Below are 26901 nucleotides of genomic sequence, written 5' to 3'. Positions count from 1 at the left end.
ATTGCGCCCATAGATACCGCAAGTCCCCCTCAGGAGGCGCGCACGCTTCCGCCTGAAGGGGGCTCTTCTTTTTACCGCTTATTTCAACCACTCTACGGACAAGCCTTCGATCCGAATGTCCCCGTCCCCTCCCGCAAGTTCGACCGTATTGACCGGCCCCGGATCCAAGCGCACGGTGAGCGACGTTTGTCCGCCCTCTGCCCGCAACGCGTTCAGCAGCGAATAGTCGGCGCCGTTAACGACAAGCCGCAGCTTCGCCAGCCGCTCGTGCGTCGTATAATGCACCGCTAGCGCAGCCCGGCCCCCGTTGCCCCCGTCGACTTGGCGGAACTCGCAGGAAGACGATGCCCCTTGCATACCCACGACGGCGAAGGCTTCCCGCTCCGTGGCGACAATCGCCGCATCCCCGTCCGTTTTACAGTCGTTAACTGTGTAAAAAGTTCGCGCATTCGTCTCCGCGGAGTCGGCTTGGACGGCACGAACCCCTTCTTCCGTCTGCCGTACCGTGCGAATGGCGCCGTCCGCGTCAAATTGCAGCTCGTCGATGCATACGCTGCGCAAGTTGCCTTGCCCGGAGATCGCCTGGTTGTGATAAAACAGATACCATCGCCCCTTGTACTCGGCCACCGATCCGTGCGTCGTCGAGCAGCCCGTCGGCTCCAGAAAAATGCCGCGGTAGGTCCACGGGCCGAGCGGATGCTCGCTCGTCGCGTAGCGCATCCGATTGTTGTCGTGCAGATTGTCCGCGTAGGTCAAATAGTAGACGCCGTCGCGCTTGAACGTCCATGCCGCCTCGTGAAAATCCGCCAAACCGGCCATTTCGGCCATGCCGTCCTTCAAGGACATCATGTCGTCGTTCAGCTCGCCGCCCTGGCAGACGCCGCCCCCGCCGTAGTACATGTACGCACGCCCGTCGTCGTCCTGGAAGACGCACGGATCGATCATCGCGAAGCCGCCGAGCCCTTCGATAAAGCCGCGGTCGACGAACCCGCTTGCGGGCTTGTCGCTCGTGGCGACGCCAATCTTCCACGTGTCGTTCCAGTCGGAGCCGCTGGGATGCGGATAGTAGAAGTAATAGGTACCGTTCCGGTAAGCGCAGTCCGGCGCCCACATGAAGCCGCCTTCGGACCGTCCCCACGACACGTCGTCCGAACGCAGAATCTCTCCCTCATCCACCCAATTGACCATATCGTCCGACGAGAAAACATGGTAGCGGTCCATCAGATCGCAGCCCCGCGGCGGATCCATGTCGTGCGAGGCGTAAATATAGATTCTGCCGTCTTCCCATACATGGGCCGACGGATCGGCCGTGAAAATCGAGGTAATAATCGGGTTTTTCGCGTTCATGACACACTCTCCTTCGCGCGCGCGGCGCGTTTTCTCCCTCATTGTAAAACACGCGTCCGGGCGCTCCCATGAGGCGATCGAAAACGAAATCTGTCGATCTTGTCTTCTTTTCACCGCCCCAAACGCAAAAAAAAGCGGCCTCCGGAAGACGCGTCCTCCGAAAGCCGCCGCATGCCTTATTGATGAGTGGTCGGATGCGAAGCCGTGACCGGAATCTGACCCTTGAACATCCGGTTGATATCGCCCGCCAGACGCAGATAGAAATCCGAGGACAAGGCGACGCCGTCCGCGTCGAGCGTGAGGAAGTACTGGTTTGTCGGGATCATCGCGCTGTTCTCGGCGATCTTGGCGATAGCCGTGCCTTCGTCGTATTCGTCGAACATGGCGATGTAGCCGGTGTTGATGCCGAGCTGCTTCATCCGGTAAGCCTGCTGCCACATAAAGTCGCCGTGCAGCCGCGGATTCTCGTTGCGCGGGCCGCCCGTCATGTTGGACCATGCCGAACCGGGCCAGATGACGGGCTGATAGGCGATATTGCGCTGCTGCGTATAGGTAAAGTCAGGCCCGTACTGGTTCGTGCTGTAGCTGTCGACGTCGGCGAGTCCGTTCCGCCCGAAGCGTCCGACGAACCACGGCGAGAGCATGTCGAGCGATTCGTACACGCTCATAAAATCGGGCTTCGAATCATTGTTGCCAGTCCGCCAGTAAGTCGGCACGCCTCCGATCACATAGACGTTCTGCGTCTTGAACCAGTTGATCAGATTCTGGTGCTCGGCAGCCGTGCCCGGACGGTCGGTGAAGCCGATTCCCCAGATGCAGACGACAACTTTGCCGTTCTGCTTGGCGTAGGCGCTCGATGACGTCAGATGCATATTGTTCACGACGTTCGTCGTCCAATCGTGCTTGACCGCGTTCAGCCAGTTGCTCGCGTTCATGCCCGTGATGTCGTACATGACATAAAACTTACGGTTGTAAGTCTCCGCAGCATTCTTTACTTTTACGGCCACGCTGTCGCGGTTCGTCTTCCAGCTGTTCGGCGTATCGCTCTCGTCGGCCCCGAAGCGTTGAAGCGCAGCGCCGTCGATGTTGTACGTCTGCATCCACTCGAAGTGCTTGTTGACCGTCTCCTGGTCGTAGGAGGAGAAAAGCTTCGCCTGCGTGCCGTTGCCGAAGTTCGCCAGATTCGTCTGATACAGCTTCGAATATTCGCGAATGTCGGGGTACAGCTCGAAGTTCACGTTCGAGCCTGCGGTCGGCGCGCTGCTGTTTTTAGACCAGTGGACCCACCCTCCGTTGGGCGAGTTGTCTCCCTGCGCATTAAACCAGCCTTGGTAGCCGGCGAACAGCTTGCCGACGACATCGCCGCCGGACGTCGGCGCTCCCGTGCCGAACTTGAACCAGTTGAGGTTAAAAAGGTTGCCCGCGCCGCCAGTGAATTTCACGTACAAGTTGTGGATGCCCGCTGCGCCTGATATTTGCCCGCTTGCAGTCGTCCAATTCTGCCAGCCGCCCGTGCCGCTCACCGCGACGGTCCCGATCAGCGTTCCCGTCAAGCTGTCCAGCCGGAATTCGATCGCGCCGCCTCCGGCTGCGCTTGCTACGCGTGCCTGCACGCTTGCGGCTCCGCTGCCGAAGTCGACGCCGTTAAACAAAAGATAGTCGCCGCTGTCAATGAAGCCCACGTTCGATCCGCCGCCGGCATCGGATGTCGGCTCCGTTTGAATACCGGATTGACTGCTGTAGGCTTCCGCCTCGATCTGGTTAAAAGCCGACAGTCCCGACGCAAACTTGAACCAAAGCAGGTTGAACAAATTGCCGCTGCCGCCGGTAAACTTCAAATACAGCGTGTGAGCGCCGCTCGCGCCCGACGCGTTCGCCGTCACCGTCGTCCAGTTTTGCCAACCTCCCGTGCCCGGGACCTGCGCCGTGGCGACGAGCGTCCCGTTCACGCCGTCGAGCCTCGCTTCGATCGCGCCGCCGCTCGCGTTGCTGGCGACGCGGACCTGGAACGTGCTCGCGCCGCCGCCGAATTCGACGTTCGGAAAAGCGATATAGTCGCCGTTGTCGATAAAGGCGACGTTCTGTCCGCCTTCGCTCGAGGTCTCCAGTTGAATGCCGGACTGGCTGCTGTAGCCCGACGCCGCCGTCTGAACAAAAGCGGATGCGGCGGATGCGATCGACGGAGACCAGACCCCTTGGCCGAGCAGCAATGCCGCCGCCAGCAGCGCCGCGCAGAAACGCGGCCATGGCAGACGGTAACGTTTGTTGACGATCATCAATGCATACCTCCTCGTTCGTCTGAAAATTCGCCGGACATAGCCGGTCCTGTGCGCATCGTTTACGTATCGTGAAGCTTGCTTTGCCGCCGGGAAGCCTTGCTGATTGCCTATAGCCGCCTTGGTGACTTGGCGCTCTGATGACTTGGCGCTCCGATGACTTGGGACTCTCGAGACTTGGCGCTCCGATGCCTTGGGGCTTTCGAGACTTGGCGCTCTGATGACTTGGCGCTCTGGCGCCTTACATGCGAAACCTCTCGCGTCGGCCATTCCGCTTGCAACAACCCGCCTCGTCCCACCTCCCTCGCGATCGGCAGTTCGGTTGTGTAAGGGCTTTCAGATATGCCGACGCCGATCTGTCAAAAGCTTACAACCGTTAGAGGTTGTTGGTAAGGAGGCAATATTGAACTTAAGCGGACATTCCAAGCTTTTCGGCGACCAGCGAACCATGTCAGAAAAACCGTCAAGGGCAGATCGCCCTGACGGTCCTTTAAGTTTTGCGGATATCCGAAACCGAAGTCGCTCGGAACGCCTATCGGGGGCTCGTCCGCCAACCGTTCCAACGGTCCCGCATGTCGTCGCCAGCATCATTTTTTCGTCGTAATGCCTGCAAATATACATCTTTTTATGCCGATCTCGTCCCTCTGGTACAGAATAGATGCAAAAGCGCAGTTATTTTCCTTCATTAACCGGATTTCCGGCTTGCACGTTCCATTTACCTGCACATTTGCAGGTATTTCATCAAGTGGCGCTCGTTGGAAGAAAATACATGTACATATGCAGGTTTTTTTAACCACCAAACTTTCGACGCTCCGGTACGAGCATAGCGCGCTTCAGTGTCCACGAATTACGCGCACGATTTACACTTCCGCACCGTGGATTCGCTAAAACCGCCTACAACTCCGATTCAAGCCCGCTTTGGCACACTTGACGTAGCTGTGGTCCGCAAACGTATGCAATCCGGCTGCGCGCGCTCAAATAGCGAATCCTCGGTCCGCGGAGCGAACGATCCGATGGCAGGACGAACGGGGCCGCTTTACCGCAAAAAAGAAGCAGCCCCTCCCGAGGCTGCTTCTTCGCGCTATCCACGCTGCTACTGTACTTTCCGCGCCCAATGCCGGTGCGCTTCGATCGCTTCGACGAACGACTTGGCGAAGGACTCGTCCGGCGCAGCCGCCACGACGACGCCGGGCTCATTCCACGCCGGCTGGTTCACCGAGCCCGTCGCCTTGGCACCTTCAGGCGAAGGCGTGCCCACGCCGGCCGCGGTGAGCAGGTCCGCGCCTTCGCCGATCGCGGCGATCGGCTTGTAGTGACGGTACGCCTGGCGGACGAAGTCCACCGCCAACGGCTGCGCGAGCAGCGCGTCGACGCTCTCGCGGCCGCCCGCGACATAGACGGCGTCGAACAGGACGGAGTCCGCCGACTCCAGGTGGTGCATGACCTCGACCTGCCCGTCGGCGTCCGTCGGCAAGAAGCCAAGCTTCGTGCTCACCAGCTCCGCCGTGACGCCCGCCACGGCGAGCGGCGCGAGCACCTCCCGCAGCTCGGCGTCCGCGAACGTCTTGGCCGTCAACACGGCGACCTTGCGCGTCTTCGCCGACTTGGCCTTGTTCATGATGCTGAGCGCAGGCGACTTCATCGTCACTGCCGGCTGCGTCGTATCGGCGGGCGGCAGCGCCCCGATCGCATCGGCAAGCTGCGTCGCGAGGCCCGGATCGACCTGTGCGAATACGTCGACCGTCCGCTGGCGCACGTCCTTGTTCATCACCTTGCTCAGCTCGAACTGGAACGCCTTGATGATATGGAGCTGTTCTACCTCGGACAGGCTCTGATAGAACATGGCCGCCTGGCTGAAGTGATCCTTGAAGCTGTCGCTGCGGGCACGGATCTTGCGGCCTTCCACCTTTTCCGCGTAATGCTTGTACCCGCCCTCCGACTCCGGCGCAGGCGCAGGCGAATTGCCCGCGATGCCGTTCTTGTGATACGCAACCTGCCCCGGATTGATCGTCATGCGCGCCATGCCGTCGCGTTGATTGTTGTGGACCGGCGCAATCGGACGGTTGATCGGCAGCTCGTGGAAGTTCGGGCCGCCGACGCGCTTGAGCTGCGTATCGGTGTAGGAGAACAGGCGCCCCTGCAGCAGCGGATCGTTGGAGAAGTCGATGCCCGGCACGACATGCCCCGGGTGGAAGGCGACCTGCTCCGTTTCCGCGAAAAAGTTGTCCGTATTGCGGTTCAGCGTCATTTTCCCGATCAGCCGCACCGGCACGAGCTCCTCCGGCCACAGCTTGGTCGGATCGAGGATATCGAAGTCGAAGTTAAACTCCTCGTCCTCCCGAATCACCTGTACGCCGAATTCCCACTCCGGATAGTTGCCCTGCTCGATCGCGTCCCATAGGTCCCGACGGTGGAAATCCGGATCCTTACCCGCGATCTTCTGCGTCTCGTCCCAGACGGTCGAGTGGACGCCAAGCACCGGCTTCCAGTGAAACTTCACGAAGTGCGAGGCGCCATCCGCGTTGACGAACCGGAACGTGTGCACGCCGAAGCCCTCCATCATGCGATAGCTGCGCGGCAGCGCGCGGTCGCTCATCGCCCACATGACCATGTGCGCGGCCTCCGTGTTCGTCGTGACGAAGTCCCAGAACGTGTCGTGCGCCGATTGCGCCTGGGGCACTTCGTTGTGCGGCTCCGGCTTCACCGCATGGACGAAGTCGGGGAACTTGATCGCATCCTGGATGAAGAACACCGGGATGTTGTTGCCGACCAGGTCGTAGTTGCCTTCCTCTGTATAAAATTTAACGGCGAATCCCCGCACGTCGCGCACCGTATCGGCCGACCCGCGAGAGCCGGCGACAGTGGAGAAGCGGACGAAGACGGGCGTCTTGACGGAAGGGTCCTGCAGGAAGCCGGCCTTCGTAATGTCCGCCTGCGGTTCGTACACCTGGAAGAAGCCGTGCGCGCCGAAGCCTCTTGCATGAACGACCCGCTCAGGGATACGCTCATGGTCGAAGTGCGTCATTTTCTCGCGAAAATGGAAGTCCTCCAGCAGCGTCGGTCCCCGCTCGCCCGCCTTGAGGGAAAACTCGTCCTCCGCCATGCGCAGACCCTGATTCGTCGTCAGCTTCTGTCCGGTCGCATCTACCGTAAACTGCTCCAGCTGCTCGTCCTTGACTGTCTTTTCCGGCTTGCCGTCTTCCTTCTTCGCCATGAACTCGCATCCTCCTCGGTAATGGTCGTATTCACCAGCGTTTCCTATGTAGCGACAGTTAACCGGAACTTTTTACCCACGTTTATAACGAATTAAGCAGCTGTACCGAAAAATTCAAATCGAAGGCTGGCGGCGCTTCATTTTCGTGGAACACCGATTTTGCTATACTTAGATCATCATTCAAGGAGGTGACCCACATGGCCCAGGACGATCAGCTCGCGGTGTTGAAGGCGCTGTCCAACGAGACGCGTCTCAATATCCTGTGCTGGCTGCGGGACCCCGAAATGCAGTTCAGTCCCCAGCCTGCCGACGTGCAAACGACGTTTCCCGGCGGCGTCTGCGTGGGTAGCATTCAAGAAAAGGCCGGGCTGACGCAATCGGTCATCTCTTCCTACCTAGCCTCTATGCAAAAAGCCGGACTGCTCGAATCGCGCCGGTGCGGACAATGGACATACTATAGGCGGAACGAGCAAGGAATCGCGTCGTTTCTGAACGAATTGGCGGCTCAGATGCAGGCGAAGACGGACTTGCGGTAAAAGCTGCCGCTTGCGTTTGCCTACACTTATCTATATATTCATATTTATAGATATATAAAAATAAGGGCAACTGCCCCAAGGAGAGAAACGCATGAGCGCATCCCAATCCGCAACATCATTGTTTGAACCGTTCGCCCAAGGAAAACTGGAGCTCGACAGCCGGATCGTCATGGCCCCGATGACCCGCGGCTTCTCGCCGAACGGCGTCCCCGGTTCCGATGTGGCCGGTTACTACCGTCGCAGAGCGGAAAACAACGTCGGCCTGATCATCACGGAAGGCACGGTAATCAACCATCCCGCCGCCGCGGCCGATCGCAATGTTCCTCACTTCTACGGCGAGGCGGCGCTCAAGGGCTGGGCGAACGTCGTTCGCGAGGTCCACGAAGCCGGCGGCAAGATCGTTCCGCAGATCTGGCACGTGGGCACGGCGCGTCAGCGTGAGACGTTCCCCGATTCGGATGCCGCGCCGATCGGACCTTCCGGTCTGAGCCTGACCGGCGAGCCGGTGTCGGAGCCGCTGACGAAGGAGGAAATTCGAGGCCTCGTCGCAGGCTACGCGCAGGCAGCGGCCGATGCGAAGCGGATCGGCTTCGACGGCGTGGAGATTCACGGCGCGCACGGCTATTTGATCGATCAATTTTTCTGGGAAAATACGAATAAGCGGGACGACGAATACGGCGGCGATCTGGTCGGCCGCACGCGGTTCGCGGTCGAAGTCATCGAAGCGGTTCGCGCCGTCGTCGGCCCCGATTTCCCCATCGTCTTCCGCTTCTCGCAGTGGAAGCCGGTGGATTATGCAGCCAAGCTCGCGCCGACGGCGGAAGATCTCGAACGGTTCCTCGCCCCGCTGTCCGCGGCAGGCGTCGATATCTTCCACTGCTCCACGCGCCGCTTCTGGGAGCCTGAATTCGAGGGTTCGGACCTGAACCTGGCGGGCTGGACCAAGAAGCTGACCGGCAAGCCGACCATTACCGTCGGATCCGTCGGTCTCGACTCCGAGTTCACGAGCCTCTTTGCCGAAGGCAAAGGCGGCGACAACGTGGGCCTGGATGCGCTCGTCGAGCGTCTGGAGCGCGGGGAGTTCGATCTGGTCGCCGTAGGACGGGCGCTGCTGAACGACCCGGCATGGGCGAGGAAAATCCGCGAGGGACGTACGGAAGATCTTCAGGCGTTCACGAGGGAAGCGCTCGGCTCGCTCAGCTAATACCGGCAACTTGAAGGCGCGCGGAGCGATTCGCGCGCCTATCGCATGCTCCCCGGACAGTCCGCATGTTATAATTCTAGGACGCGCGGACATTCCCGCGGAACATCCAAGAACAAAGGAGCTTATCCCCTTGACTCAAGTCCGCAAAGTCATCATCGACGCCGACACCGGCATCGACGATGCGCTCGCCATTTTATACGCGCTCAAGTCTCCAGCACTTCACGTCGAGGGCATCACCACTGTCTTCGGCAACGTAGACGTGCAGCAAGCGACGGAGAATACGCTGCGCATCATCAAGCTGGCCTCGCCCGCTTACAAAGTACCCGTCGCGATCGGCGCCGACCGTCCGCTGAAGCGGCCGCCGACCGGCTTCTCCGCGCACGTGCACGGGCACAACGGCATCGGCGACGCCGAGCTTCCGCCGTCCGCACAGCGGGCGCTCGCGGAGCGCGCCGAAGACTTCATCGTCCGCAAGGCCGGCGAGCTGGACGGCGAGCTCGTCCTGATCACGCTCGGACGACTGACGAATGTCGCGCTCGCCCTGGCCAAGGATCCCGGTCTGGCGCGCAAGATCAAGCAGGTCTACGTGATGGGCGGCGCCGTCCAGGTCGCCGGCAACGTAACGCCGGTCGCCGAGGCGAACATCTGGGGCGACCCCGAAGCCGCCGACATCGTCTTCGCATCGGGCCTCGACATCGTGATGATCGGGCTCGACGTCACGATGAAGACGAACCTCGCCCAGGAACACCTGGATTTCCTGCAACGGCGCTGCCGGCCGGAGAATCGCGAGATCGTCGAGTTTCTTCGGACCTCGATGGCTTATTACTTCGAGTTCTACCGGCAAGCCAACCACTTCGTCGACGCCGCGCCGATGCACGACCCGCTCACGGTGCTCGCCGCCGAAGAACCCGGCCTTGTGACCAACCGTACGATGCGCGTCACCGTCGAGTGCGAGAGCGCGCTGTGCGCCGGCATGACGGTCGCGGATCTGCGGCCGAGCCCGAGCGTCGGCACGCCGATCCAGGTCAGCATAGACGTCGACGCCAAGACGGCGGTCGGCAAGCTGCTGTCGGTTTTTATCTGATATATGCGATAAGCGACAATCACAAGTCACCGAATCTGTCAGGCTGTACCATGACAGATTCGGTGACTTGTCTCACTTATGGGGGAATAACGATGACATTTAAAATGAAAGGGAGGTCAACAAGCTGCAAAGGAGAGCGTTTTCATGAATGACGATATTAAAAAAGTCGCGCTGGTTACGGGCGGCAATCAAGGCATCGGATTCGAGATCTGCCGCCAGCTCGGCCAAGCGGGCGTCCGCGTCCTCGTCGGCGCGCGGGATCTTGGCCGAGGGGCTGAAGCCGTCCGCATGCTGGTCGCCGAAGGCGCGGACGCAGCGAGCATCAGGCTGGACGTCACCGATCCAGGCCACGCGAGCGCGGCTGCGGAAGCCGTCGAGCAGCGGTACGGTAAGCTGGACATCCTCGTCAACAATGCTGGCGTGCTCTTGCCCGAATCGCGCCCGAGCGAGTCCGGTGCGGAGCTCGTCCGGCAAGTATACGAGACCAACGTGCTTGGTGTCGTCCGCGTTACGCAGGCCATGCTTCCCTTGCTCCGCAAGTCGCGGAGCGGCCGGATCGTCAACATGTCGAGCTCGCTTGCCTCGTTGCAGCTGCATGGCGATCCGTCGTTTGAGCTGGGGACGTTCCTGATGCTGGGCTACAACTCGTCCAAGACGGCGGTCAACGCGCTGACCGTCATGTGGGCCAAGGAACTCGCCGAGGCCGGCATTAAGGTCAATGCGGCGGATCCCGGCTATTGCGCCACCGCCATGACAGGGTATGCCTCCCCCAGGTTCGCTTCCGAAGGCGCGCGGGCGCCTGTCCGCCTTGCGTTGCTGCCGGACGACGGTCCGAGCGGCGGTTTTTTCGGAGACGAGGGTCCGATCCCCTGGTAAGCACAGGACGCAGCCCGGCGTCTTAAATGATGATCTCCTGGATGTTCAGATGCCGCTCCCGCTTCAGATCGATAAAGGTGCTGCCGACCTTCACGAGCGGATGCATATCCTCCTGCGGGTCGAGATAGACGACTTCTCCCCAGCGTCCGTCGCTCAGCTTGACCTGGCGGCCTAGCAAATGCTGGATAATCTGCTCGAGGAACACGCCCACGATGTAGGGGTCCAGCTCCCCGAACGAACCGTTGCGCATCTCGCTGACGACCCTGTAGAAGGGCATCGGCTCGTGATAGGGACGTCGGGAGGACATTGCGTGGAAAATGTCGGCTACCGCCACGACCCGGCTCATCGGATCCATCTCCATGTTCCGGATACCATAGGGATAGCCGCGTCTGTCGTCGCGTTCGTGGTGCTGCAGGGCGACCAGCGCCACCCGCGGATTTATTTTCCGGTTCGCCTTCAAAATCTCGTAGCCGTAAACCGTATGCAGCTTCATCTCCGCGTACTCGTCCGCCGTCAGCCTGCCCGGCTTGAGCAGGATCTCGTCGGCAATCCGCACCTTCCCCACGTCGTGCAGCGACGCAGCTAGCGACAGCAATGAGACTTCGTCATCCCCCCACCCCAGCCAGCGTCCGATCAGCGTGGAGAGCACGCTGACGCCGATGTTGTGCTGATGCGTATATTCATCCTTCGCTTTGACCGTATGGAACAGGCTAAACATGTCCTTGTTCTCCGAGATCTGCATGACCATCGGCGTCAGCGTGTGCTCGATCTCCTCCGGATCTAGATGGCCGACCTCCCGTACCCGCTCGAACATCTCCTTCGTGAACTGTACGGCCTGGGACATCAACGCGGCCGAATCCGCGTCCTGCGACGGTCTGTCCGTCCGCTCGGTCAGGCGGACCTCATCGGGATCCACCCGGTAGTTCTCCAGTAAATCGATATGCGCCTTCTCAAGTGCAACTCCTGCCGGCACGAGCACCAAGCCGTTGTGGACGATGTCGTCCTTGACCCTTCTGCCAAGGAGATCCGCATGTCTCATCGGGCTTTCCTCCTGTCGTCCATTTGGTTTTTTGGACGTCTCTTCCAGTTTAAACAATTTGACCTCTTACTTAAAGAGAACAAAATGATACCAGTATGCGACGGATGCGCCGGGTTGATTGGCCGGAACGGACCGCGGGTAATGGAGGATATCAAAGCGATGCATGAGCCGGAAGGAGGGTGTAGCGATGTCCATGCCTGAGCGTTATCTGGGTCAATCGGAGCTGCTGGAGGAGGACTACGAGCGTTCGCGCAGCAGCGAACCCGTCGCCGTCTCGTTCATTGAGTATTCCGCTTACTTCGCGATACTGCTTGGTTTGCTTTACTTTCTTGCCCAATACGTGCTTCCGAGTTTTCAAAATTAGACGGGGAGGGTTCTACGATGTCCATCGAACAACGCAACATTGAATACGAGCAACATAACGTAGAAAAAAAGTACGATTCGAGTCTCGTCGCCTCGACCTTCATCAAGTATGCCGCGTACGTCCTCATCTTCTTCGGCGTTCTGTACTTCCTGGCCCGCTATATCATTCCGAAGTTCTGAGTTGCGATCGATGATTGGCGCCGTAAAAAAGCAGGCAAGGCCGAACGCCCCTTCGCTGTCAGGGACGCTTGGCCTTGCCTGCTTGCCGTAGATCGGGTATTACTCGTCTTCCGGCAGGTGCGACGCGCAAAAGGCGGCCAGCTCGGCGAGCTCTTCGGGCTCTGCGTCCAGCGGCAGGTAGCGGTTCGTCGTCTTTTCCGTCCAGTCGCACGTCATGATGCCCGACGTCTCCTCTTCGACCTTGTAGACGATACGCGCGTAGACGCCGTGCTCCGAATAAAGCTCGTCCTCCTCGTCCACCTCGACCTCCAGCTTGAACTCGTATCTCCGCCCGCTCAGGATGCCGAACGGGTCTTTGACCAACTCGACCGAATATGCCGTTATGTTCATTTGATGCCCTCCCTTGAATTGACCGTGTTAACAGTATACAATGCCGGGGCGCGAAAACAACCGGCCGCGGCGGCGTCTATTCTCGGCGGAATCCGTCAATACTGACCGTCAGAGGGAGGCTGAGCGGCGCCATGGGAGATGCCAACGATCAGCGGCAGGAGAACGAGCGGTTTTTCGAGGAAGTAAAACGCAATTATATAACCGATATGAAGACGCGGTTCGGCTTCACGGACCTGCAGGCGACGCAGGCCGAGAGTCTGGCGAACTGGGCGTTCGACAGCGGCTTCGGAAGCGGATTCAGCTATGCGCGTTACGATGAAGCGATTGCCCGGCTGCGGCCGGGACGAAGGGCATGACGCGGCAAGAGAGTCTGACGGGCGCCCGTCAGACTCTTTTTTTGGCCGGATAGCGGCTGGGCGGAACTTTGCTTCCGCCCGCCCCTGCCTGCCGGCGCTTCGCGTCTTCGAGCAGGCACGCGACCCTGACCTTGTCCTGCATGATCCGTTCAATGTCGAACAAGACGGGAATCAGCGCGGACGTCGGCCCCTGCATGACCGTACCCCGCTGCTCGATGCCCAGTCCGAAGACGATCCGGAGCATACGGTACAGCCTGCGCTCGATAAGCGCGATATAATAGCGGGGCGCAAAGCGCTCCGCGTGATCGTAGAAAATCTCGAGGAAGGTGCCGAAGCGGCCCTGGCGCTGGTAGGCTTCGGCGATGCACAGCTTGTCGATCTCCCAGATGCGGTACGGGGACGCCCGAATCTCCGGCTCCGACGAGAAGGGATGCTTGTACGGCCCTTCGACCGTGCTGCGGGGGTTGCCCGGACGGTAAGGGATGAATTCGATCGTCCCGATCGTACGCCGGCGGACAAAGGGCATGCGCCCTCTGCGCAACAGTACGTATCGTATCCCCTCGATGGCGCAAGGATCGTTGCCCCATCCGTATTTGCTGCAGAAAAACGCCCAGGTCCGGCGGAACGACCGGTCCTGACGCCTACTTCCGACAAGCGCGTACATCGCGACTCCCCCTTATGTCAGGCTACGCCGAGTAAGGCCCATCCGGGTCCGCTTCGGTCTGATCCGATCCGGTAATTTCTTTCCGGCGCCTCTTAACGAGTCCGCGCCGCTGCAGCCGGGCCTATGCCCTGGCAGCCGCGACGCAGATCGCTGTCGACCGTCTAGCTGTCCAGGTCCGGCGGGCAATCTCCGCCGCCACCGCCACCAGGACCGCCGCCGCCCGGAGGGTGTACCGGCGGGAAGAACTTCATCGTCATCCTGACTTCGAGTACCTCAAGCACCGGACTCGTCCAATCCTTTTTCATAGAAACAACTCCCTTCAAGATAGAATGTAGGTCTTCCTATTCAGATACAAATTGTATCATCATGGGCAAATTCAGATTAGCACCGCTCTATGAGCCTGTCAATAGAAAATACCGATTCTAACGAATCGGTACTTGGCGCTTCCTTTCCTATTTTGACGGCTCGTTTGGAAGGTGTCATGCCTTTGCGCCCAGCGGGATTACGTCGATCGGACCAGATGCTCCCGCGTCAGGCTGTAGATGCGATGATGTTCCCAAACGCCGTTGATTTTTAAGTAGTATTCGGCCAGCCCCTCGTATTTGAATCCATTTTTTTCGATGACGCGAATCGATGCCAGGTTGCGCGGCATGACCGCAGCCTGAACGCGATGCAGCCCCGCCTCGCCGAACGCGAAGTCCACCGCCTGGCCGAGCGCCTCCGTCATAAGGCCGCGTCCGCCTTCCGCCTCGTCCATATAGTAGCCCAGCGTGCAGCTCTCCCATGCGCCATGCACGACATTGCTCAGATTCACGCGACCGACCAGCTTTTCCCGGTCCCGGAGGAAGATCCCGAAGCCGTACCCGCTGCCGCGTTCCCAATGCAGCTCGTCCTGATCGAGCATGTCGCGGATTCCCGCCGACGTGAACTCCCGCTCGGCGCGAACCGGCTCAAACGGCTTGAAGAAAGCGCGATTGACGCGCCGCAGCTCCAGCAGCGCAGTCGCATCCCCCGTTTTCAGCCTGCGTATGTATACGTTTGACATCGCTATTCCCCCTCCTTTCACCATTGCAAAAAAAGCTTCGCCTCTCCGAAGAAAGGCGAAGCCGGTCGGGCATTCCGCCCGTCGCTTTAATCCAACGTCGCTTCGTCCGGACCGAGCTCGCCGGTCGGCCAAGTCTCTTGAAGGCCATGCACAACGATCTCCAGACCGTCCGGGCCCTGCTCCTGAGCGGACATTCGGATGCCGTCCGGCAGCGGCTCGCCGGTCAGCAGCCGGCAGGCCATCTCCGGATCGTTCAGCGCGAGCAGCCGGAAAGCCTCGTCCTCCGCCGCGCGCTCCTTGATTTTGTTCACGTAGGCGTACGCTTGCTCCAATGACCAGCTCATCGCCGTCACTCCTCGCTAATCGGATTTCCGGTACTGCTCATTATTTATCCAGAAATCCGCCTCGCATACCACCTGCCGGCCGATTTGTCCGCGAAAGGCAAGAAGAACCGACGGCATTCGCGGTGAGCGCAGCCTTTAAACTTTAATCTCCAGCAGCTCGTACTGGATCGTACCTACCGGCGCTTCGACGCTGACCGCGTCGCCTACGGACTTGCCCATCAACGCCTTGCCGAGCGGGCTCTCATACGAGATTTTGGAAGCCAAGACGTCGGCTTCGGCGGGCCCTACGATCCGGTATTCGATAATCTCGTCGAATTCCTTGTCTTTGAGCACGACGGACGAGCCGATGGATACGGCGTCCCCTCCTGCGCTCTTGACGACGCGCGCCTTTTTCAGCATGCGATCGATCGTCAGTATGCGCGTCTCCATGAAGGCTTGCTCTTCCTTCGCGGAATGGTACTCGCTGTTCTCCTTCAAGTCCCCGTAGCTGATCGCCGTCTTGATCCGCGCCGCCAGCTCCCTGCGCTTCACCGTCTTCAGCTCTTCCAGCTCCTGCTCCAGCTGAGCTAATCCTTCCGCGGTCAAGATAACTTCATCGGATACCATTGGTCTGCCCCCATTAATTTTGATTTTAATTGCGTAACGCCGCCCTGATCGGCAAAAAAGTTCGGTTTTTGTAAGCATGGTTACAGAATTGACCTGCCCGCATCGGCGATAATGGAGAGCGAAGCCGTTCAAAGGAGAACCCCTTATGTACCGAACCTTCAAAAAAATGCTGCTCATCGGCCTCTGCGGCGCACTTGCGCTAGCCGTCGCCTGGCACCTGGTGAACGAAGCCTTCTGGAACGGCCCTCCCAAGCGGCAGGTGTCTTCCTCCTCCCTCAGCGGGAGCCCATCAGTCGTTCGAACAACTCATTATAGCATAGCCTAATCTTCGTTTTCGCGTGCAAGCCGAAGCCGTCGCATCCGACCGTTGACAAACGGGCCGAGGTGCTATATTTTTGTTGTACATACAAATGAATTGAGGGATACACGATGACGGACGCCTTGCCCGACGAAGGCTTTTTGCAGAGCTGCCTGTTTTTCACCGCGAACCGGCTCGGCCGGGCGATCACGCGCATTGCAGAGGAAGAGTTCGCGCCGACCGGCTTGACGCCGATGTACGGCTATGCGATCCGGCTCGTCAACGGAAGGCCCGGCATCACGCAGAAGGAGCTGGCGGAAAAGCTGAGCATCGCGCCCTCCACGCTGACGCGGTTCATCGACAAGCTCGAGACCAAGCAGCTCGTCCGCCGCAGCGTACAGGGCAAGACGGTGCTGCTCTATCCGACGCCCAAGGGAGAGGCGCTGGAGGGCGAGATCCGGCTTGCCTCCAAGCGCTTGAAGGCCAGATACAAGGAAATTCTGGGCGATGCGGCCGCCGATGCGCTATCCGACGGCATCTTGACGGCCGGCACGCGGCTGGAGAAGGGGGTAGCCGCCGATGCGCGCGAAAACTGACAAGCAGGAAGCGGGCGGGGGTGAAACGAGCGGCGGTACGGCGGGCGAAGTGAATACGAGGAGCGCGGCGAGCGGCGGTTATACGAGCAGAGAGGATAGCAGAGGTGCTTCGAGGAACGAGGATAGCGGAGGTGCTTCGAGGAACGAGGATAGCGGAGGTGCTTCGAGGAACGAGGATAGCGGAGGTGCTTCGAGGAACGAGAATAGCGGAGGTGCTTCGAGGAACGAGGATAGCGGAGGTGCTTCGAGGAACGAGGATAGCGGAGGTGCTTCGAGGAACGAGGTGGATGAAGGTATTACGATTGGCGCCGATAGCGGAATCGCCTCCACGCGCGACGGGAGATTCCACTACGGCTGGGTCGTGCTTGCCCTCACCTTCGCCACGCTGATCGTGTCGGCCGGGGTCCGTTCGATGCCCAGCATCTTCATGCTGCCCTTCGAGCAGGAATACGGCTGGAGCCGCAGCGGCATCTCGAGCGTCATCTCCGTCGGCATCCTGCTGTACGGCCTGATGGGTCCTTTCTCCGCGGCGCTGCTCCTGCGCTTCGGCATCCGCCGCATGACCGTGCTCTCGCTGGCCGTGCTCGCAGCCGGGCTGCTGGCCACGCCGTACATGACGGCGTTGTGGCAGTTCGAGCTGCTGTGGGGCGTCGTATCGGGGCTCGCGACCGGCATGATGGCCAACGTGCTCGGCGTCACGGTCGCGGGCCAGTGGTTCGCGCATCGCCGCGGCCTCGTCGTCGGCATTCTGACGGCCAGCGCCGCGACCGGACAGCTGCTGTTCCTGCCGCTGCTCGCGCGCATCACGGAGCAGGCGGGCTGGCGGTACGCCGTCTATGCGTCCGTCGGCGCGACGCTCGTCGTGCTGACCGCCGTCGCGATCTGGATGCGTAACCATCCCTACGACGTAGGCGCTGCATCGTACGGCGAGACGCGTATCGCGAAGCCGGCGCCGTTTCGCGGCAACCTGTTCCTCGCTCCGCTTGCGGCCCTGAGAGAGGGGGCGCGCACGAAGACGTTTTGGCTGCTCAGCGGCACGTTTTTCTTTTGCGGCTTCTCGACGAACGGCCTGATCGGCGCCCACTTGATCCCCGCATGCGGCGATTTCGGCATCCCGGAAGTAACGGCCGCGAGCATGCTCGCTCTAATGGGCCTGTTCGACCTCGTCGGCACGACGCTCTCCGGCTGGCTGTCCGACCGCTTCGACAGCCGCAAGCTGCTGTTCTGGTACTATGGCCTGCGCGGCTTGTCCTTGCTCTTCCTGCCCTACGCCCTGGGCGCGGGTCAGCCGCAGCTCACGCTGTTCACCGTCTTCTACGGGCTCGACTGGATCGCGACCGTCCCGCCGACCGTCAAGCTGTCGCAGGACGCCTTCGGCAAGGAGCGGGCCGGCATGATCTTCGGCTGGGTCGTCGTCACCCACCAGCTCGGCGCCTCCGTCGCGGCCTATGCGGCCGGTACCGTCCGGGAGTGGCTCGGCAGCTATCAGGTGCCGTTTTTCGCGGCAGGCTTCGTCTGTCTGATCGCGGCGCTCATGGCGCTGCGCATCGCGAAGCAGCGCGCGGCCGTGCGCGGAGCGGCGGCCTGAGGGTGCTGCCATGGCACAACCAAAAGGCCTTTGCAGCCCGCATGCCGGATTTTCCGGAAGTTGCGTGCCGTGAAGGCCTTTTACATGCCGTGACTCGAGCGATATTCCTGCAGATATGCATCTTTTTATCGGCCAGCATCCGTGGCTGCGGCAAGTACCTGCATATATACAGGTTTTCCGGCGGTGAGCCGGCTTTTGAAGACAATTCTGTTTAAATGCCTGCATATTTGCATTTATTTCGAGCAATTTGTCGCACACTCGGAATTTACCTGCAGATATGCAGCTTTTCATGCCGCCCTGACCACTGCATGATTTCGCACACCTCTACCCGCGGCATTTTTTCACTCGCCGTTGCTCCTAAACCCGCCCTACCACTCCTGCCGGGCCAGCAGCGACGACAGGAACACCAGCGCGAGCCCCTGACCCCAGCCCTGGATGCGCTTCTCCGACGTGTCCTTGTAGCCCTGGACGTCTCGCATGACGGCGGTTCCGGCCGATACGCCCGAGACCATGCCGTCCTCGGTGATCCGGTCCAGAATGCCGCGTACGGAACGGTTCACGGACTTGTTGTACAAACGGCCGCGCGACAGCAGCGCTGCGGCGATGCCGGCCGAGCCCGACGTCTCGAAATAAGACGACGGATCGTCCAGCACGGTGTGCCACAGCCCCGTCTCCTCGTCTTGCAGCCGCACGAGCGTGCTCAGTTGATCCCGCAGCGAGCCCTCGATGATCATAAACGACGCATGGTGCACGTCGACGAGCTCGAGCGCGCGCGCCATCGTCAGCGCCGCCCAGGCATTGCCCCGCGCCCAGAAGACGCCGGACATATGATTGCCGCCAATATTGTCCCAGCCATGGTAGTACAAGTTCGTCCGGGGGTCCTGCAGGCAGTTCTCGTGTCCGTGATACTGGCGAATGCCGTCCATAATGTAGTCCTGCCGGCCGAGCAGATGACCGACACGCAGCAGGAAGTAGCCCGCCATGAACATCGTGTCCACCCATGCCTGCTCCGGAAAGTCGTACGTATGCGAGTTGACCGTGTGCTGAAAGATGCCTTCGCCGAAGCGCACCGCCTCGTGCGTGAGGAATTCCGCCATCTCCGTCGCCTTATCCAGGTACAGCTGCTCGCCCGTAGCCTTATGCAGCGTGAGCAGCGAATGTCCCACCGAGACCGCGTTAACCGTCAACCTGGGAATGCCGTCCTCCAGCTGTTCGTCGACCCACGCCTTTAACTTTTCCACATACGCCTTGTTCCCGGTCGCCTCGTAGGCTTCGCATACGCCATAGAAGGCGACGCCCGCCGGCCAATCCCAGTTGAAGTCCATACGGAAAGTGCGGTCGACCACCTTATCGATTGCCGCGCGCACTTCCGCCTCGTCGAATTGCAATGCTGGCATGTCCGTTTCCCCCTTTGCGCCGATCATTATTTGAGTCCGCTGGTGCTGATGCCTTCCACGATATAACGCTGGAAGACGAAGAAGATAAGGAAGATCGGGACGAGCGACAGCGTGGCCATCGCGAACATGCCGCCCCAGTTGTTGACCGAATCGCCGTCGAGGAACATCTTGAGCGCCAGCGACACCGGATACAGCTTCGGATTGTTCAGGTACAGCAGCGGGTTGATGAAGTCGTCCCATCTCCAGTAGAAGGAGAAGATCGCGGCCGTGACGATCGACGGCACGATGAGCGGCAGGACGATACGGAAAAAGATGCCGTACTTGCTGCAGCCGTCCATCTTGGCCGCCTCGTCGAGGTCGTGCGGGATTGTGCGGATGAACTGCATAATCAAGAATACGAAGAACGGTACGGCGAAAAACTGCGGCACGATGACCGGTTTGAACGATGACAGCCAGCCGATCTTGGAGAACATCACGTACTGCGGAATCATCGTGACGTCGTGCGGCAGCATCATCGTCATCATCATGCAGCCGAACCAGAAGCCCTTGCCCGCGAACGGGATGCGCGCGAAGCCGTAAGCCACGACCGCAGAGGACGCGACCGCGCCGATCGTCGAGATCACCACGATGATGAGCGAATTTTTAAAGAACGTCGTGAACGTATTCCCCGCAAAGCCCGCCCAGCCACTCCGGTAGTTCTCCCATGCGATCCGGCTCGGGATCAAGTTGTACGCCTGCGAGAAAATCTCGCCGTTCGGTTTCAGAGAGCTGGAGATCATCCACAGAATCGGGTAGATCATGACGAGTGCAAGCAGGCCGACGATAAGATGGAATAAGATCGGTTTCCACCGTTTGCCCGGATTCGGCGCAATCTTCGTTTTTGCGGGGCTGCCCGCCAGCATCGCTTTTGCCGGAACCGCCATCTTAGCTCTCTCCCTTCGATTCGTAATGGACCCAGTACTTGGACGTCTGGAACAGAATCAGCGCGATGATGCCGACCGTTAGCAGCATGACCCAAGCCATGGCCGAGGCGTAACCCATCTGGGTAAATTGAAAAGCGCGTTTGTACAGGTACAACGAGTACAGCAGGGTACTGTCGAGCGGGCCGCCTTCGCCGCGGGAGATGACGTAGGCCGGCGTGAAGGTCATGAACGCGGAGATCGTCTGCATGATCAGGTTGAACAGGATGATCGGGCTCAGCATCGGCAGCGTGATTTTGAAGAAGCGGCGGACCGGGCCCGCGCCGTCCACGTTCGCGGCTTCGTGCAGCGATGCCGGGATGCTCTTGAGGCCGGCCAGGAAGATCAGCATCGAGGAGCCGAACTGCCAGACCGAGAGGGCGATCAGCGTCCAGATGGCCGTACCCGGCGAGCCGATCCAGGACGTGGTCGCATGGGCGCCGAACAAGTTCAGGAACGAGTTGAGCAGACCTTTGTCGCCGAACACTTGCGTCCACATGATCGACACGGCGACGCTGCCGCCGATCAACGAGGGCAGATAATAGGCGGAGCGGTAGAGGCCGATGCCGCCGATCGCCTTGTTCAGCAGCATCGCCACCGCCAGCGCGAATGCGAGCCGCAGCGGCACGCTCGCGACCACGTACGTGAACGTGACCCGCACCGATTTCCAGTATTGATCGTCGCCGGAGAACATCGTCTTATAGTTGTCGAACCCGACCCAATTCGGCGCCTCGAACAGGTTGTAGTCGGTGAACGAATAATACAGCGATGCCAGCATCGGGAACATCGTGAAGATCAGGAAGCCGATAATAAAAGGCGCGGTGAACAAGTATCCGACCAAATGATTGTTTTCCCGGAACTTTGTCATCTCGATCACTCCAATCTTGGTCGCGTACGCGAATGTAAGCGTATACCTTATACTCTAATTATAAATTTCAGGCCCAAAACCAGAAGGCAAAAAACCGTTCTCTTTGTTCAAAAAACAGGCCTCCCGCGGGTGGGAGGCCTGTTTTTGGGAGCTTCATCGGGCGGATAGACAGGCAGACAGACAGGCAGGCGAGGCAGACGTAAGCGAAGCCGTACTCTTTACCCTTAGGGGGGCCGGAGTTCGGCTAGTCTGTAAACTGTTGATCTACGTTGACAAGCTCACACTCGTAAGGCGCATCCCCCTTATTGCTCTGCATGCATACTTGTGTAGTCTGGCAGCTGATCACCGCTTTTCACACACATACCGCAAAAAACGGCCCCGCGCGATTGTTCGCGCAGGGACCGGCTCAGTGCCCGCCCGATAACCGGACGGCTTGAAGTCATTTGTTTTTCGCCAGAATCGCGTTCGCTTTCTCGCGGAACTCCGCTGCACCCTTTTCGACGGTAATCTGCTTATACAAAATCTTCTCGACCTCGGCCTTGAGCAGCGCGTCGACTTCGACGGCGCCCACCGGGTTCGGCGGGTTCATCTCGCTGCTGTTCTTCTCCGCCCAAGCGACGTAGTCGAACACTTTGGTCTGCTCCGGCGTCAGGTTTGGACGGATCGCTTCTTGAACCTTGGACGATACCGGCACGCCGCGCTCGCCGAGGATAACCTTGTTCGCTTCGACGTCGTTGATGAAGTAGTTGATGAAGTCGATGGCGGCATCCTTCACTTTGGACGAGTTGGCTACCGTAAAGTACATACTAGGCTTCAGGAAGAGCGCCTTGTTCGAATCCCAGCCCGGGACCGGCAGCAGATCGAGCTCGCGCTTCGCCGCGGCGGAGATGCCGATGAACTGGTTGGACCATTGGTTCGACGACAGCGCCGTGCCGAGCGCCACGAGATCCTCTTCGGGCGTTCCCTTGCTCTGCGACAGCTTGTCGAGCGACAGCGTGTAGCCCTTGTCGTACCATTCCTGATACTTGTTGTAATAATCGATAAAGAGCTTGTCGTCGTCGTAGCCGAGCTTCGTACCGTCCGCCGCATACAGCAGCTTGCCTTGGCCGCGCAGGTAGAACGGGAAGAAAACGTCATGACGCAAATCGCTGAACAGCAGCTTGCCCTGTGCCTTCGCCTTGTCTCCGAGCGCGACGAACTCATCCCACGTCCAACCTTTGTCGGCTGCCGGCTCTTCGATGCCGAGCGACTTCAACATGGCCGGGTCGACCATCATCGTGAGCGCGTTGGAACCTGCGTTCATCGCGTACAGCTTGCCGTCGAGCTTGCCGCCGGCGAGCGTCGTCTCGGCTACCGAGCTCACATCGAGCTTGCCGCTCTCGGTGTACGGGGTCAGATCGGCCAGCTGGTTGCGGCCCGCATACTGGTTAAGATAGGAGATATCCATCTGGATGACGTCGGGCAGCTGGTTGGCCGCCGCTTGCGGGGCGAGCTTCTTCCAGTAATCGTCGAACGCCGCGTATTCCGGCTCGATCGTCACGTTCGGGTGCAGCTTTTCATACATGTCGATCACTTTGAGCGTGTAGTCGTGGCGCGATTGTCCGCCCCACCAGGCTACGCGCACCGTGACCGGCTTGTCGTCGCTCTTGGCCGTCGCGCTCGCGCTGCTTGCGGCGCTGCCGGTTGCGGCAGCACTGCTCGCGTTGCCATCGTTATTCCCGGAGCCGCAGGCGGCAAGACCGACCATCAAGCTCGCGGCGACCAGCGTCGTCGTTAATTTCTTCATATTTCGTTCCTCCCCCAGGATCGATGAATGCCGTAATTGATAGTGCTTACATTTACTATTATTGCGTTTATGCGGGAGGATTTTAACTCAAAAAACAGAGGTGTTTGTATAAAAAACAGAGTTCGGAAAGCGCTTTATCGGTGTGCCTCGCAGGCTTCTGCCATGCATGATTCTTGTGCATGATCGCGATGCCGGCCACCGCCGCGCCACCGGGAAGATCCATCTCCCACAGGTCTTGTGCATGCAGCCGCCGCCGCGAACGAGCAAGCCCGCTCCTTTAGCCCAAGCTCTTGATATATTCCGAAGGCGTGCAGCCTGCGTATCTTTTGAAAATCTGGCTGAAATACTGCGGATTATCCCCAAAGCCCAGCCGCTCGGCCAGCTCGAAGATTTTCACGTCGGGCTCGGCGGCGATGTCCGCCATCGCCTGCTTGATGCGCGACTGGGTGACGAAGGCGGAAAACTTTTCTCCCGTTTCTTTTTTGAAAAGCTTGCCCAAATAATCGGCGTTCATGTACAGCATTTCCTGCGCCACCCAGTTCAGCGACAGCTCCGGATTGGCAAGCTGGGCCTCGACGATCGCGATCACCTTGCGCACGATAGCGCTATGCTTGTTCACGTTCTGCTCGTAGTTCCATCGCGCGATCTCCTTGGCCGCCTCTTCCAAAAAGGCTTGAATCGCATGGAGCGTCGTCAACTCGACCAGCGCGGGTAACTTTCGGTAATAGTCGCCCATTCGCCCAGGCTCGCACAGCCGGATCAGCGCGACGAACTGCTGAAGCACGTACGACTTGGCGACGCCGATGTCGAGCTGGGCTTCCTTCAAGCCGCCGATGAATTCGGTCAGCGCGGCCTCAGCCTCCTCGAGATTACCCGATCGCACGGCCATGCACAGCCGTTCTTCGTCGTACGCGAACGAATCGTCCCGGCTCGGCAAAAGCGTATCCTTGCGCGTGATCAGGCTGCCCTCCTCGACGTAGAAGCCGTAGTTCAGGCAGGACAACGTCTCCCTGTACAAACCGCGCGCGTTGGTAATGTGATCGGGCTCGCTTAGCGCGACCGTCGTTTTCAGCTTATAGTAGCTTTGGAAAATATCGCGTATGCGGCCCAGCTTGTGCTGGAGCCCTTCGCCGTCGCCTTCCTCCCGGATGACCAGCAGCACATGATCGCCGATGGTCGTGCTGAGCAGCGGCTGCGCGAGCACGTCGCCCGCGATGTTCCGCACCGCGAACAGATGCTCGAACTCGAACGGCGCTTGCAGCTGGAACAGGATCAGCCGCACCCGGTAATCGTAGTCGAGCTTGAACAGCTGTCTGTACCGCTCCCAATCCCGGATGCCGAACGTCTTGTTCGTCACGAACTCCTTCAGGAATTGCTCTTTGACGTGCGGCATGACGGCATCCATCTCTGTCTTCATTTGCTGCAAAAACGCTTCGCGCCGCGCCTCCTGGCCGAGCTCGGCGATCAGCTCGGCGAGCGCGCCGGCGATCTTGTGCTCGTTGGTCGGCTTGAGGAGATAATGCTTGACGCCGTAATGCATCGCGCGGCTCGCATATTCGAATTCGCCGAAGCCCGACAGCACGATAAACCGGATATGCGGGTAAGCTTCGCTCGCTTTTTCCACCAGCTGCAAACCGTCCATGATCGGCATCTTGACGTCCGTGATGACGATATCCGGCGCGAGCTCCGCTATTCGCTCGAACGCCTCCGCGCCGTTGCGCGCCGTGCCGGCGAGAACGGTGCCCGCCGAAGCCCAATCGACGATGCGGGAGATGCCTTCCAAAATGAGCCGTTCGTCGTCTACCAGCAATACCTTGTACATGGTCAATCCTCCTTCATTCCGCTCGACTCGATCCGCGCATCCTCGGCGGGCAGCGCCAGCGTGACGCGGGTGCCGCGTCCCGGCTCGCTCTCCACGCGGACGCCGTAGGCTTCGCCGAACGCGATCTTGATGCGCTCGTCGATGTTGAGCAGGCCGATGCCCCTGCCCTGGCCTCGTGCTTCTCCGCTGCGGAGCCGCTCCAGCATGCGGGTGTCCATTCCCGGCCCCGAATCCTCGACGGTCAGCAGCAGCCCCTCCGAAGATGACTCCCTGGCGCGGATCACGATTCGGCAGGGCGACATCGAAGGCTCAACCGCGTAGTTGACGGCGTTCTCGAGTAAAGGCTGCAGCGTCAGCTTGGGGATGGTGCGCCCCAGGAGCGCGTCCGGAATGTCCGTTTCGAATTCCAGGCGTTCCTCGAACCGATACTTCTGGATCGTCACGTAGCTTTCCACGAGCCCCAGCTCCTCACGCAGCGGGATAAGCGGGTCGCCGAGCGAGATCGAATTGCGCAGCAGGAAGCCGAGCGCCTCGACCATCTGAGAGATTTGCGGCTGCCGGTTGATCTTGGCCATCCAATTGATCGACTCGAGCGTGTTGTACAAAAAATGCGGATTGATCTGCGCCTGAAGCGCCTTGAATTCGGTTTCTTTCACCAGCAGCCGGCTCTTGAAATTCTCCGTAATCAGCGTGTTGATGCGCTCGATCATGATGCGGAACGAACGGTGCAGCAAGCCGACCTCGTCGCGCGGCACGCTGGCCGTGTCCATCGACAAAAGGTTGGCTTCCTCGAAGTTGCCCCGTTCGGCGAGCCGCATGCGGGCGATCAGATCGTCAATCGGGCGTGTCATGCTGCGCGAAAACCGGAAGCCCCACGCGATCACCACGACGAGGAGACCGACGAACACGAACACGACGAGCTCCTTGATGAAAATGATGCGTTCGAAGATTTGGTTGAACGGCGTCAGGTTGAAGTACATCCAACCCGAATTGCCCGATTCGATATGCGATACGAAGTACCGTTCGCCGCCGAAGCTGCCGACGAAATACCCGCTGCCGTTACGGCTCTCCTGCTCGTCCAACCCGACGTCCGCAAACGCAGGATGAACGGGATATACGATGTCCGAGCCGGACCGGATAAGCAGCTCGCCTTCCGCAGGCGCATTTTCGCGCACGATTCGCTCGATATTGATGCGGATGACGAGCATGCCGAGCCGCTTGAGGCTGAAGTCGGTGCCCTCGTAAGCCCGCACCTTTCTCGCTGTGACCAGCGCATTGTCGCTCTCGTCCGGATAGAGCAGCACCTGCTCCCCCTCCGCCCGGTCGGACCGGCTTAACAGGTCCGCGACTTTCGCGTCGTTCAGCGCCTTGATGTTTCCCGCTGCATTCTCGTGGCCGAGCGCATCGTACAGCTGGATCGAGAGCAAGTACGGCTCCGTGCCGGTATAGTTGAGCAGCCGGTCGACGAGATCGCGCCGCAGCAGCAGCCGGTCGTAATCGCTGGTCTCCGGATTCGCGATTTTCTTCAGCAGCGACTGGACCTGTCCGTCCGCCATCACGTTGTACGAGATCTGCCGGATGCGCTTCAGCTCCGCTTCGATGGCGGAGGAGGACAGATTCAGCACCTGCGACGACTTGGTGTAAATCTGGCTGTCGTAAATGGAAAACGCGTACTGCTGCACGAGCAGCGTCGCGGAAAAAGAAAGCGCCACGATGAGCGCAATCAGCAAGGACAGCTTGTTGCGTATCCGCATGTTGCGGTAAAAATCGAATCCGAACCGTTTGCGCATCGGAATATGCTCCTTCGCGGGAGGACGGGCTTCAGGAACGCCGGAGCACGCGGACAAGCAAGCGCCGCTCGGCGGACAAGCCGGCCGTTAAGCCTCATTTTACTACACATCTCGGCATCTCCGCCCCGCTGCGAATCAGGGGGAAATGTTCAAAATTCAGAGGAATCCGCCGGGGCCGGCGAGCATGCTAAGAAAAACCGTCCGCGTAGATCGCAGATCGCCCTGACGGTCCTTTAAGTTTGGCGGATATCCGCAACTGGAGTGGCGCGGAAT

26 protein-coding genes are annotated in these 26901 nt (G+C 59.8%); 10 read left to right on the top strand and 16 right to left on the bottom strand.

What is annotated here, in order from left to right; all coding sequences use genetic code 11:
- Positions 1–78: 78 nt before the first annotated feature.
- The 3 genes from ACFSR7_RS17910 to ACFSR7_RS17900 form a co-directional block, all read right to left on the bottom strand.
- Positions 79–1347 carry a family 43 glycosylhydrolase gene (locus tag ACFSR7_RS17910; protein ID WP_378163866.1) on the bottom strand — a complete coding sequence of 423 codons (1269 nt, stop codon included), beginning with the start codon at positions 1345–1347 and terminating at the stop codon, positions 79–81.
- Between the two features lie 176 nt (positions 1348–1523).
- Entirely contained in the window at positions 1524–3623 is a 2100-nt protein-coding gene (locus ACFSR7_RS17905; RefSeq protein ID WP_378163864.1) for a carbohydrate-binding protein, read from the bottom strand.
- Between the two features lie 1093 nt (positions 3624–4716).
- On the bottom strand, positions 4717–6837 hold the full coding sequence (locus tag ACFSR7_RS17900; RefSeq protein ID WP_378163862.1) for a catalase: 2121 nt from the start codon (positions 6835–6837) through the stop codon (positions 4717–4719).
- A gap of 197 nt (positions 6838–7034) precedes the next feature.
- Here ACFSR7_RS17900 and ACFSR7_RS17895 point away from each other — a divergent pair, with 197 nt between their 5' ends.
- The 4 genes from ACFSR7_RS17895 to ACFSR7_RS17880 all read left to right on the top strand — a co-directional run bounded on the left by ACFSR7_RS17895 (position 7035) and on the right by ACFSR7_RS17880 (position 10537).
- The gene (locus tag ACFSR7_RS17895) at positions 7035–7373 is read left to right on the top strand and encodes an ArsR/SmtB family transcription factor (RefSeq protein WP_378163860.1); all 339 of its coding nucleotides are present in this window, start codon (positions 7035–7037) and stop codon (positions 7371–7373) included.
- 91 nt (positions 7374–7464) lie between these two features.
- On the top strand, positions 7465–8577 hold the full coding sequence (locus tag ACFSR7_RS17890) for an NADH:flavin oxidoreductase (protein WP_378163858.1): 1113 nt from the start codon (positions 7465–7467) through the stop codon (positions 8575–8577).
- A gap of 130 nt (positions 8578–8707) precedes the next feature.
- Positions 8708–9661 (top strand): nucleoside hydrolase, encoded by a 954-nt coding sequence (locus ACFSR7_RS17885; RefSeq protein ID WP_378163856.1) that lies wholly within the window; start codon positions 8708–8710, stop codon positions 9659–9661.
- A gap of 144 nt (positions 9662–9805) precedes the next feature.
- Positions 9806–10537: an SDR family oxidoreductase gene (locus ACFSR7_RS17880; RefSeq protein WP_378163854.1), complete on the top strand. Its 732-nt coding sequence runs from the start codon at positions 9806–9808 to the stop codon at positions 10535–10537.
- A gap of 22 nt (positions 10538–10559) precedes the next feature.
- Here the strand turns inward: ACFSR7_RS17880 and ACFSR7_RS17875 are convergent, their stop codons facing one another.
- Positions 10560–11576: an HD-GYP domain-containing protein gene (locus tag ACFSR7_RS17875; RefSeq protein WP_378163853.1), complete on the bottom strand. Its 1017-nt coding sequence runs from the start codon at positions 11574–11576 to the stop codon at positions 10560–10562.
- A gap of 187 nt (positions 11577–11763) precedes the next feature.
- Between ACFSR7_RS17875 and ACFSR7_RS17870 the strand changes: the two genes are divergently transcribed.
- Both ACFSR7_RS17870 and ACFSR7_RS17865 read left to right on the top strand, forming a co-directional pair.
- On the top strand, positions 11764–11940 hold the full coding sequence (locus tag ACFSR7_RS17870; RefSeq protein ID WP_378163851.1) for a hypothetical protein: 177 nt from the start codon (positions 11764–11766) through the stop codon (positions 11938–11940).
- A 17-nt stretch (positions 11941–11957) separates the two neighbouring features.
- Positions 11958–12119: a hypothetical protein gene (locus ACFSR7_RS17865; protein ID WP_378123473.1), complete on the top strand. Its 162-nt coding sequence runs from the start codon at positions 11958–11960 to the stop codon at positions 12117–12119.
- 99 nt (positions 12120–12218) lie between these two features.
- On the opposite strand, the gene ACFSR7_RS17860 is transcribed toward ACFSR7_RS17865, so the two are convergent.
- Positions 12219–12509: a DUF6509 family protein gene (locus tag ACFSR7_RS17860; protein ID WP_378163849.1), complete on the bottom strand. Its 291-nt coding sequence runs from the start codon at positions 12507–12509 to the stop codon at positions 12219–12221.
- A 131-nt stretch (positions 12510–12640) separates the two neighbouring features.
- On the opposite strand from ACFSR7_RS17860, the gene ACFSR7_RS17855 reads away from it, so the two are divergent.
- A complete protein-coding gene (locus ACFSR7_RS17855; protein WP_378163847.1) occupies positions 12641–12865 on the top strand; it encodes a hypothetical protein in 225 nt (74 codons plus the stop codon).
- Positions 12866–12893: 28 nt separating this feature from the next.
- On the opposite strand, the gene ACFSR7_RS17850 is transcribed toward ACFSR7_RS17855, so the two are convergent.
- From ACFSR7_RS17850 to greA, 5 genes are all read right to left on the bottom strand, one after another.
- The gene (locus ACFSR7_RS17850) at positions 12894–13529 is read right to left on the bottom strand and encodes a hypothetical protein (protein WP_378163845.1); all 636 of its coding nucleotides are present in this window, start codon (positions 13527–13529) and stop codon (positions 12894–12896) included.
- A gap of 161 nt (positions 13530–13690) precedes the next feature.
- Positions 13691–13834: a paeninodin family lasso peptide gene (locus tag ACFSR7_RS17845; protein WP_378163843.1), complete on the bottom strand. Its 144-nt coding sequence runs from the start codon at positions 13832–13834 to the stop codon at positions 13691–13693.
- A gap of 197 nt (positions 13835–14031) precedes the next feature.
- Entirely contained in the window at positions 14032–14574 is a 543-nt protein-coding gene (locus ACFSR7_RS17840) for a GNAT family N-acetyltransferase (RefSeq protein ID WP_378163841.1), read from the bottom strand.
- 86 nt (positions 14575–14660) lie between these two features.
- Positions 14661–14918 (bottom strand): hypothetical protein, encoded by a 258-nt coding sequence (locus ACFSR7_RS17835; RefSeq protein ID WP_378163839.1) that lies wholly within the window; start codon positions 14916–14918, stop codon positions 14661–14663.
- A 135-nt stretch (positions 14919–15053) separates the two neighbouring features.
- Positions 15054–15524 (bottom strand): transcription elongation factor GreA, encoded by a 471-nt coding sequence (greA, locus tag ACFSR7_RS17830; RefSeq protein WP_378163838.1) that lies wholly within the window; start codon positions 15522–15524, stop codon positions 15054–15056.
- A 145-nt stretch (positions 15525–15669) separates the two neighbouring features.
- On the opposite strand from greA, the gene ACFSR7_RS17825 reads away from it, so the two are divergent.
- From ACFSR7_RS17825 to ACFSR7_RS17815, 3 genes are all read left to right on the top strand, one after another.
- Positions 15670–15849 carry a hypothetical protein gene (locus ACFSR7_RS17825; RefSeq protein ID WP_378163836.1) on the top strand — a complete coding sequence of 60 codons (180 nt, stop codon included), beginning with the start codon at positions 15670–15672 and terminating at the stop codon, positions 15847–15849.
- Between the two features lie 104 nt (positions 15850–15953).
- Entirely contained in the window at positions 15954–16418 is a 465-nt protein-coding gene (locus tag ACFSR7_RS17820) for a MarR family winged helix-turn-helix transcriptional regulator (RefSeq protein WP_378163834.1), read from the top strand.
- On the top strand, positions 16402–18006 hold the full coding sequence (locus ACFSR7_RS17815) for an MFS transporter (protein WP_378163832.1): 1605 nt from the start codon (positions 16402–16404) through the stop codon (positions 18004–18006). The genes ACFSR7_RS17820 and ACFSR7_RS17815 overlap by 17 nt, the downstream gene beginning before the upstream one ends.
- A 368-nt stretch (positions 18007–18374) precedes the next feature.
- Here the strand turns inward: ACFSR7_RS17815 and ACFSR7_RS17810 are convergent, their stop codons facing one another.
- From ACFSR7_RS17810 to ACFSR7_RS17785, 6 genes are all read right to left on the bottom strand, one after another.
- On the bottom strand, positions 18375–19403 hold the full coding sequence (locus tag ACFSR7_RS17810; protein ID WP_378163830.1) for a glycoside hydrolase family 88/105 protein: 1029 nt from the start codon (positions 19401–19403) through the stop codon (positions 18375–18377).
- Positions 19404–19429: 26 nt separating this feature from the next.
- Positions 19430–20203, bottom strand: coding sequence for a carbohydrate ABC transporter permease (locus tag ACFSR7_RS17805; RefSeq protein WP_378164627.1), 774 nt, complete (start codon positions 20201–20203; stop codon positions 19430–19432).
- Between the two features lie 124 nt (positions 20204–20327).
- Positions 20328–21230 (bottom strand): carbohydrate ABC transporter permease, encoded by a 903-nt coding sequence (locus ACFSR7_RS17800; RefSeq protein WP_378163828.1) that lies wholly within the window; start codon positions 21228–21230, stop codon positions 20328–20330.
- Positions 21231–21669: 439 nt separating this feature from the next.
- Positions 21670–23016, bottom strand: a complete 1347-nt coding sequence (locus tag ACFSR7_RS17795) for an ABC transporter substrate-binding protein (protein ID WP_378163827.1) — start codon at positions 23014–23016, stop codon at positions 21670–21672.
- Positions 23017–23293: 277 nt separating this feature from the next.
- On the bottom strand, positions 23294–24838 hold the full coding sequence (locus ACFSR7_RS17790) for a response regulator transcription factor (RefSeq protein WP_378163825.1): 1545 nt from the start codon (positions 24836–24838) through the stop codon (positions 23294–23296).
- A 2-nt stretch (positions 24839–24840) separates the two neighbouring features.
- The gene (locus ACFSR7_RS17785) at positions 24841–26628 is read right to left on the bottom strand and encodes a sensor histidine kinase (RefSeq protein ID WP_378163823.1); all 1788 of its coding nucleotides are present in this window, start codon (positions 26626–26628) and stop codon (positions 24841–24843) included.
- Positions 26629–26901 lie beyond the last annotated feature (273 nt).

The sequence above is a fragment of the Cohnella sp. GCM10020058 genome (assembly GCF_042683485.1).
Lineage (GTDB): Bacteria > Bacillota > Bacilli > Paenibacillales > Paenibacillaceae > Cohnella.
The sequence above is the reverse complement of the archived record's forward strand: the minus strand, read 5'-3'. Positions and strand labels throughout refer to the sequence as shown.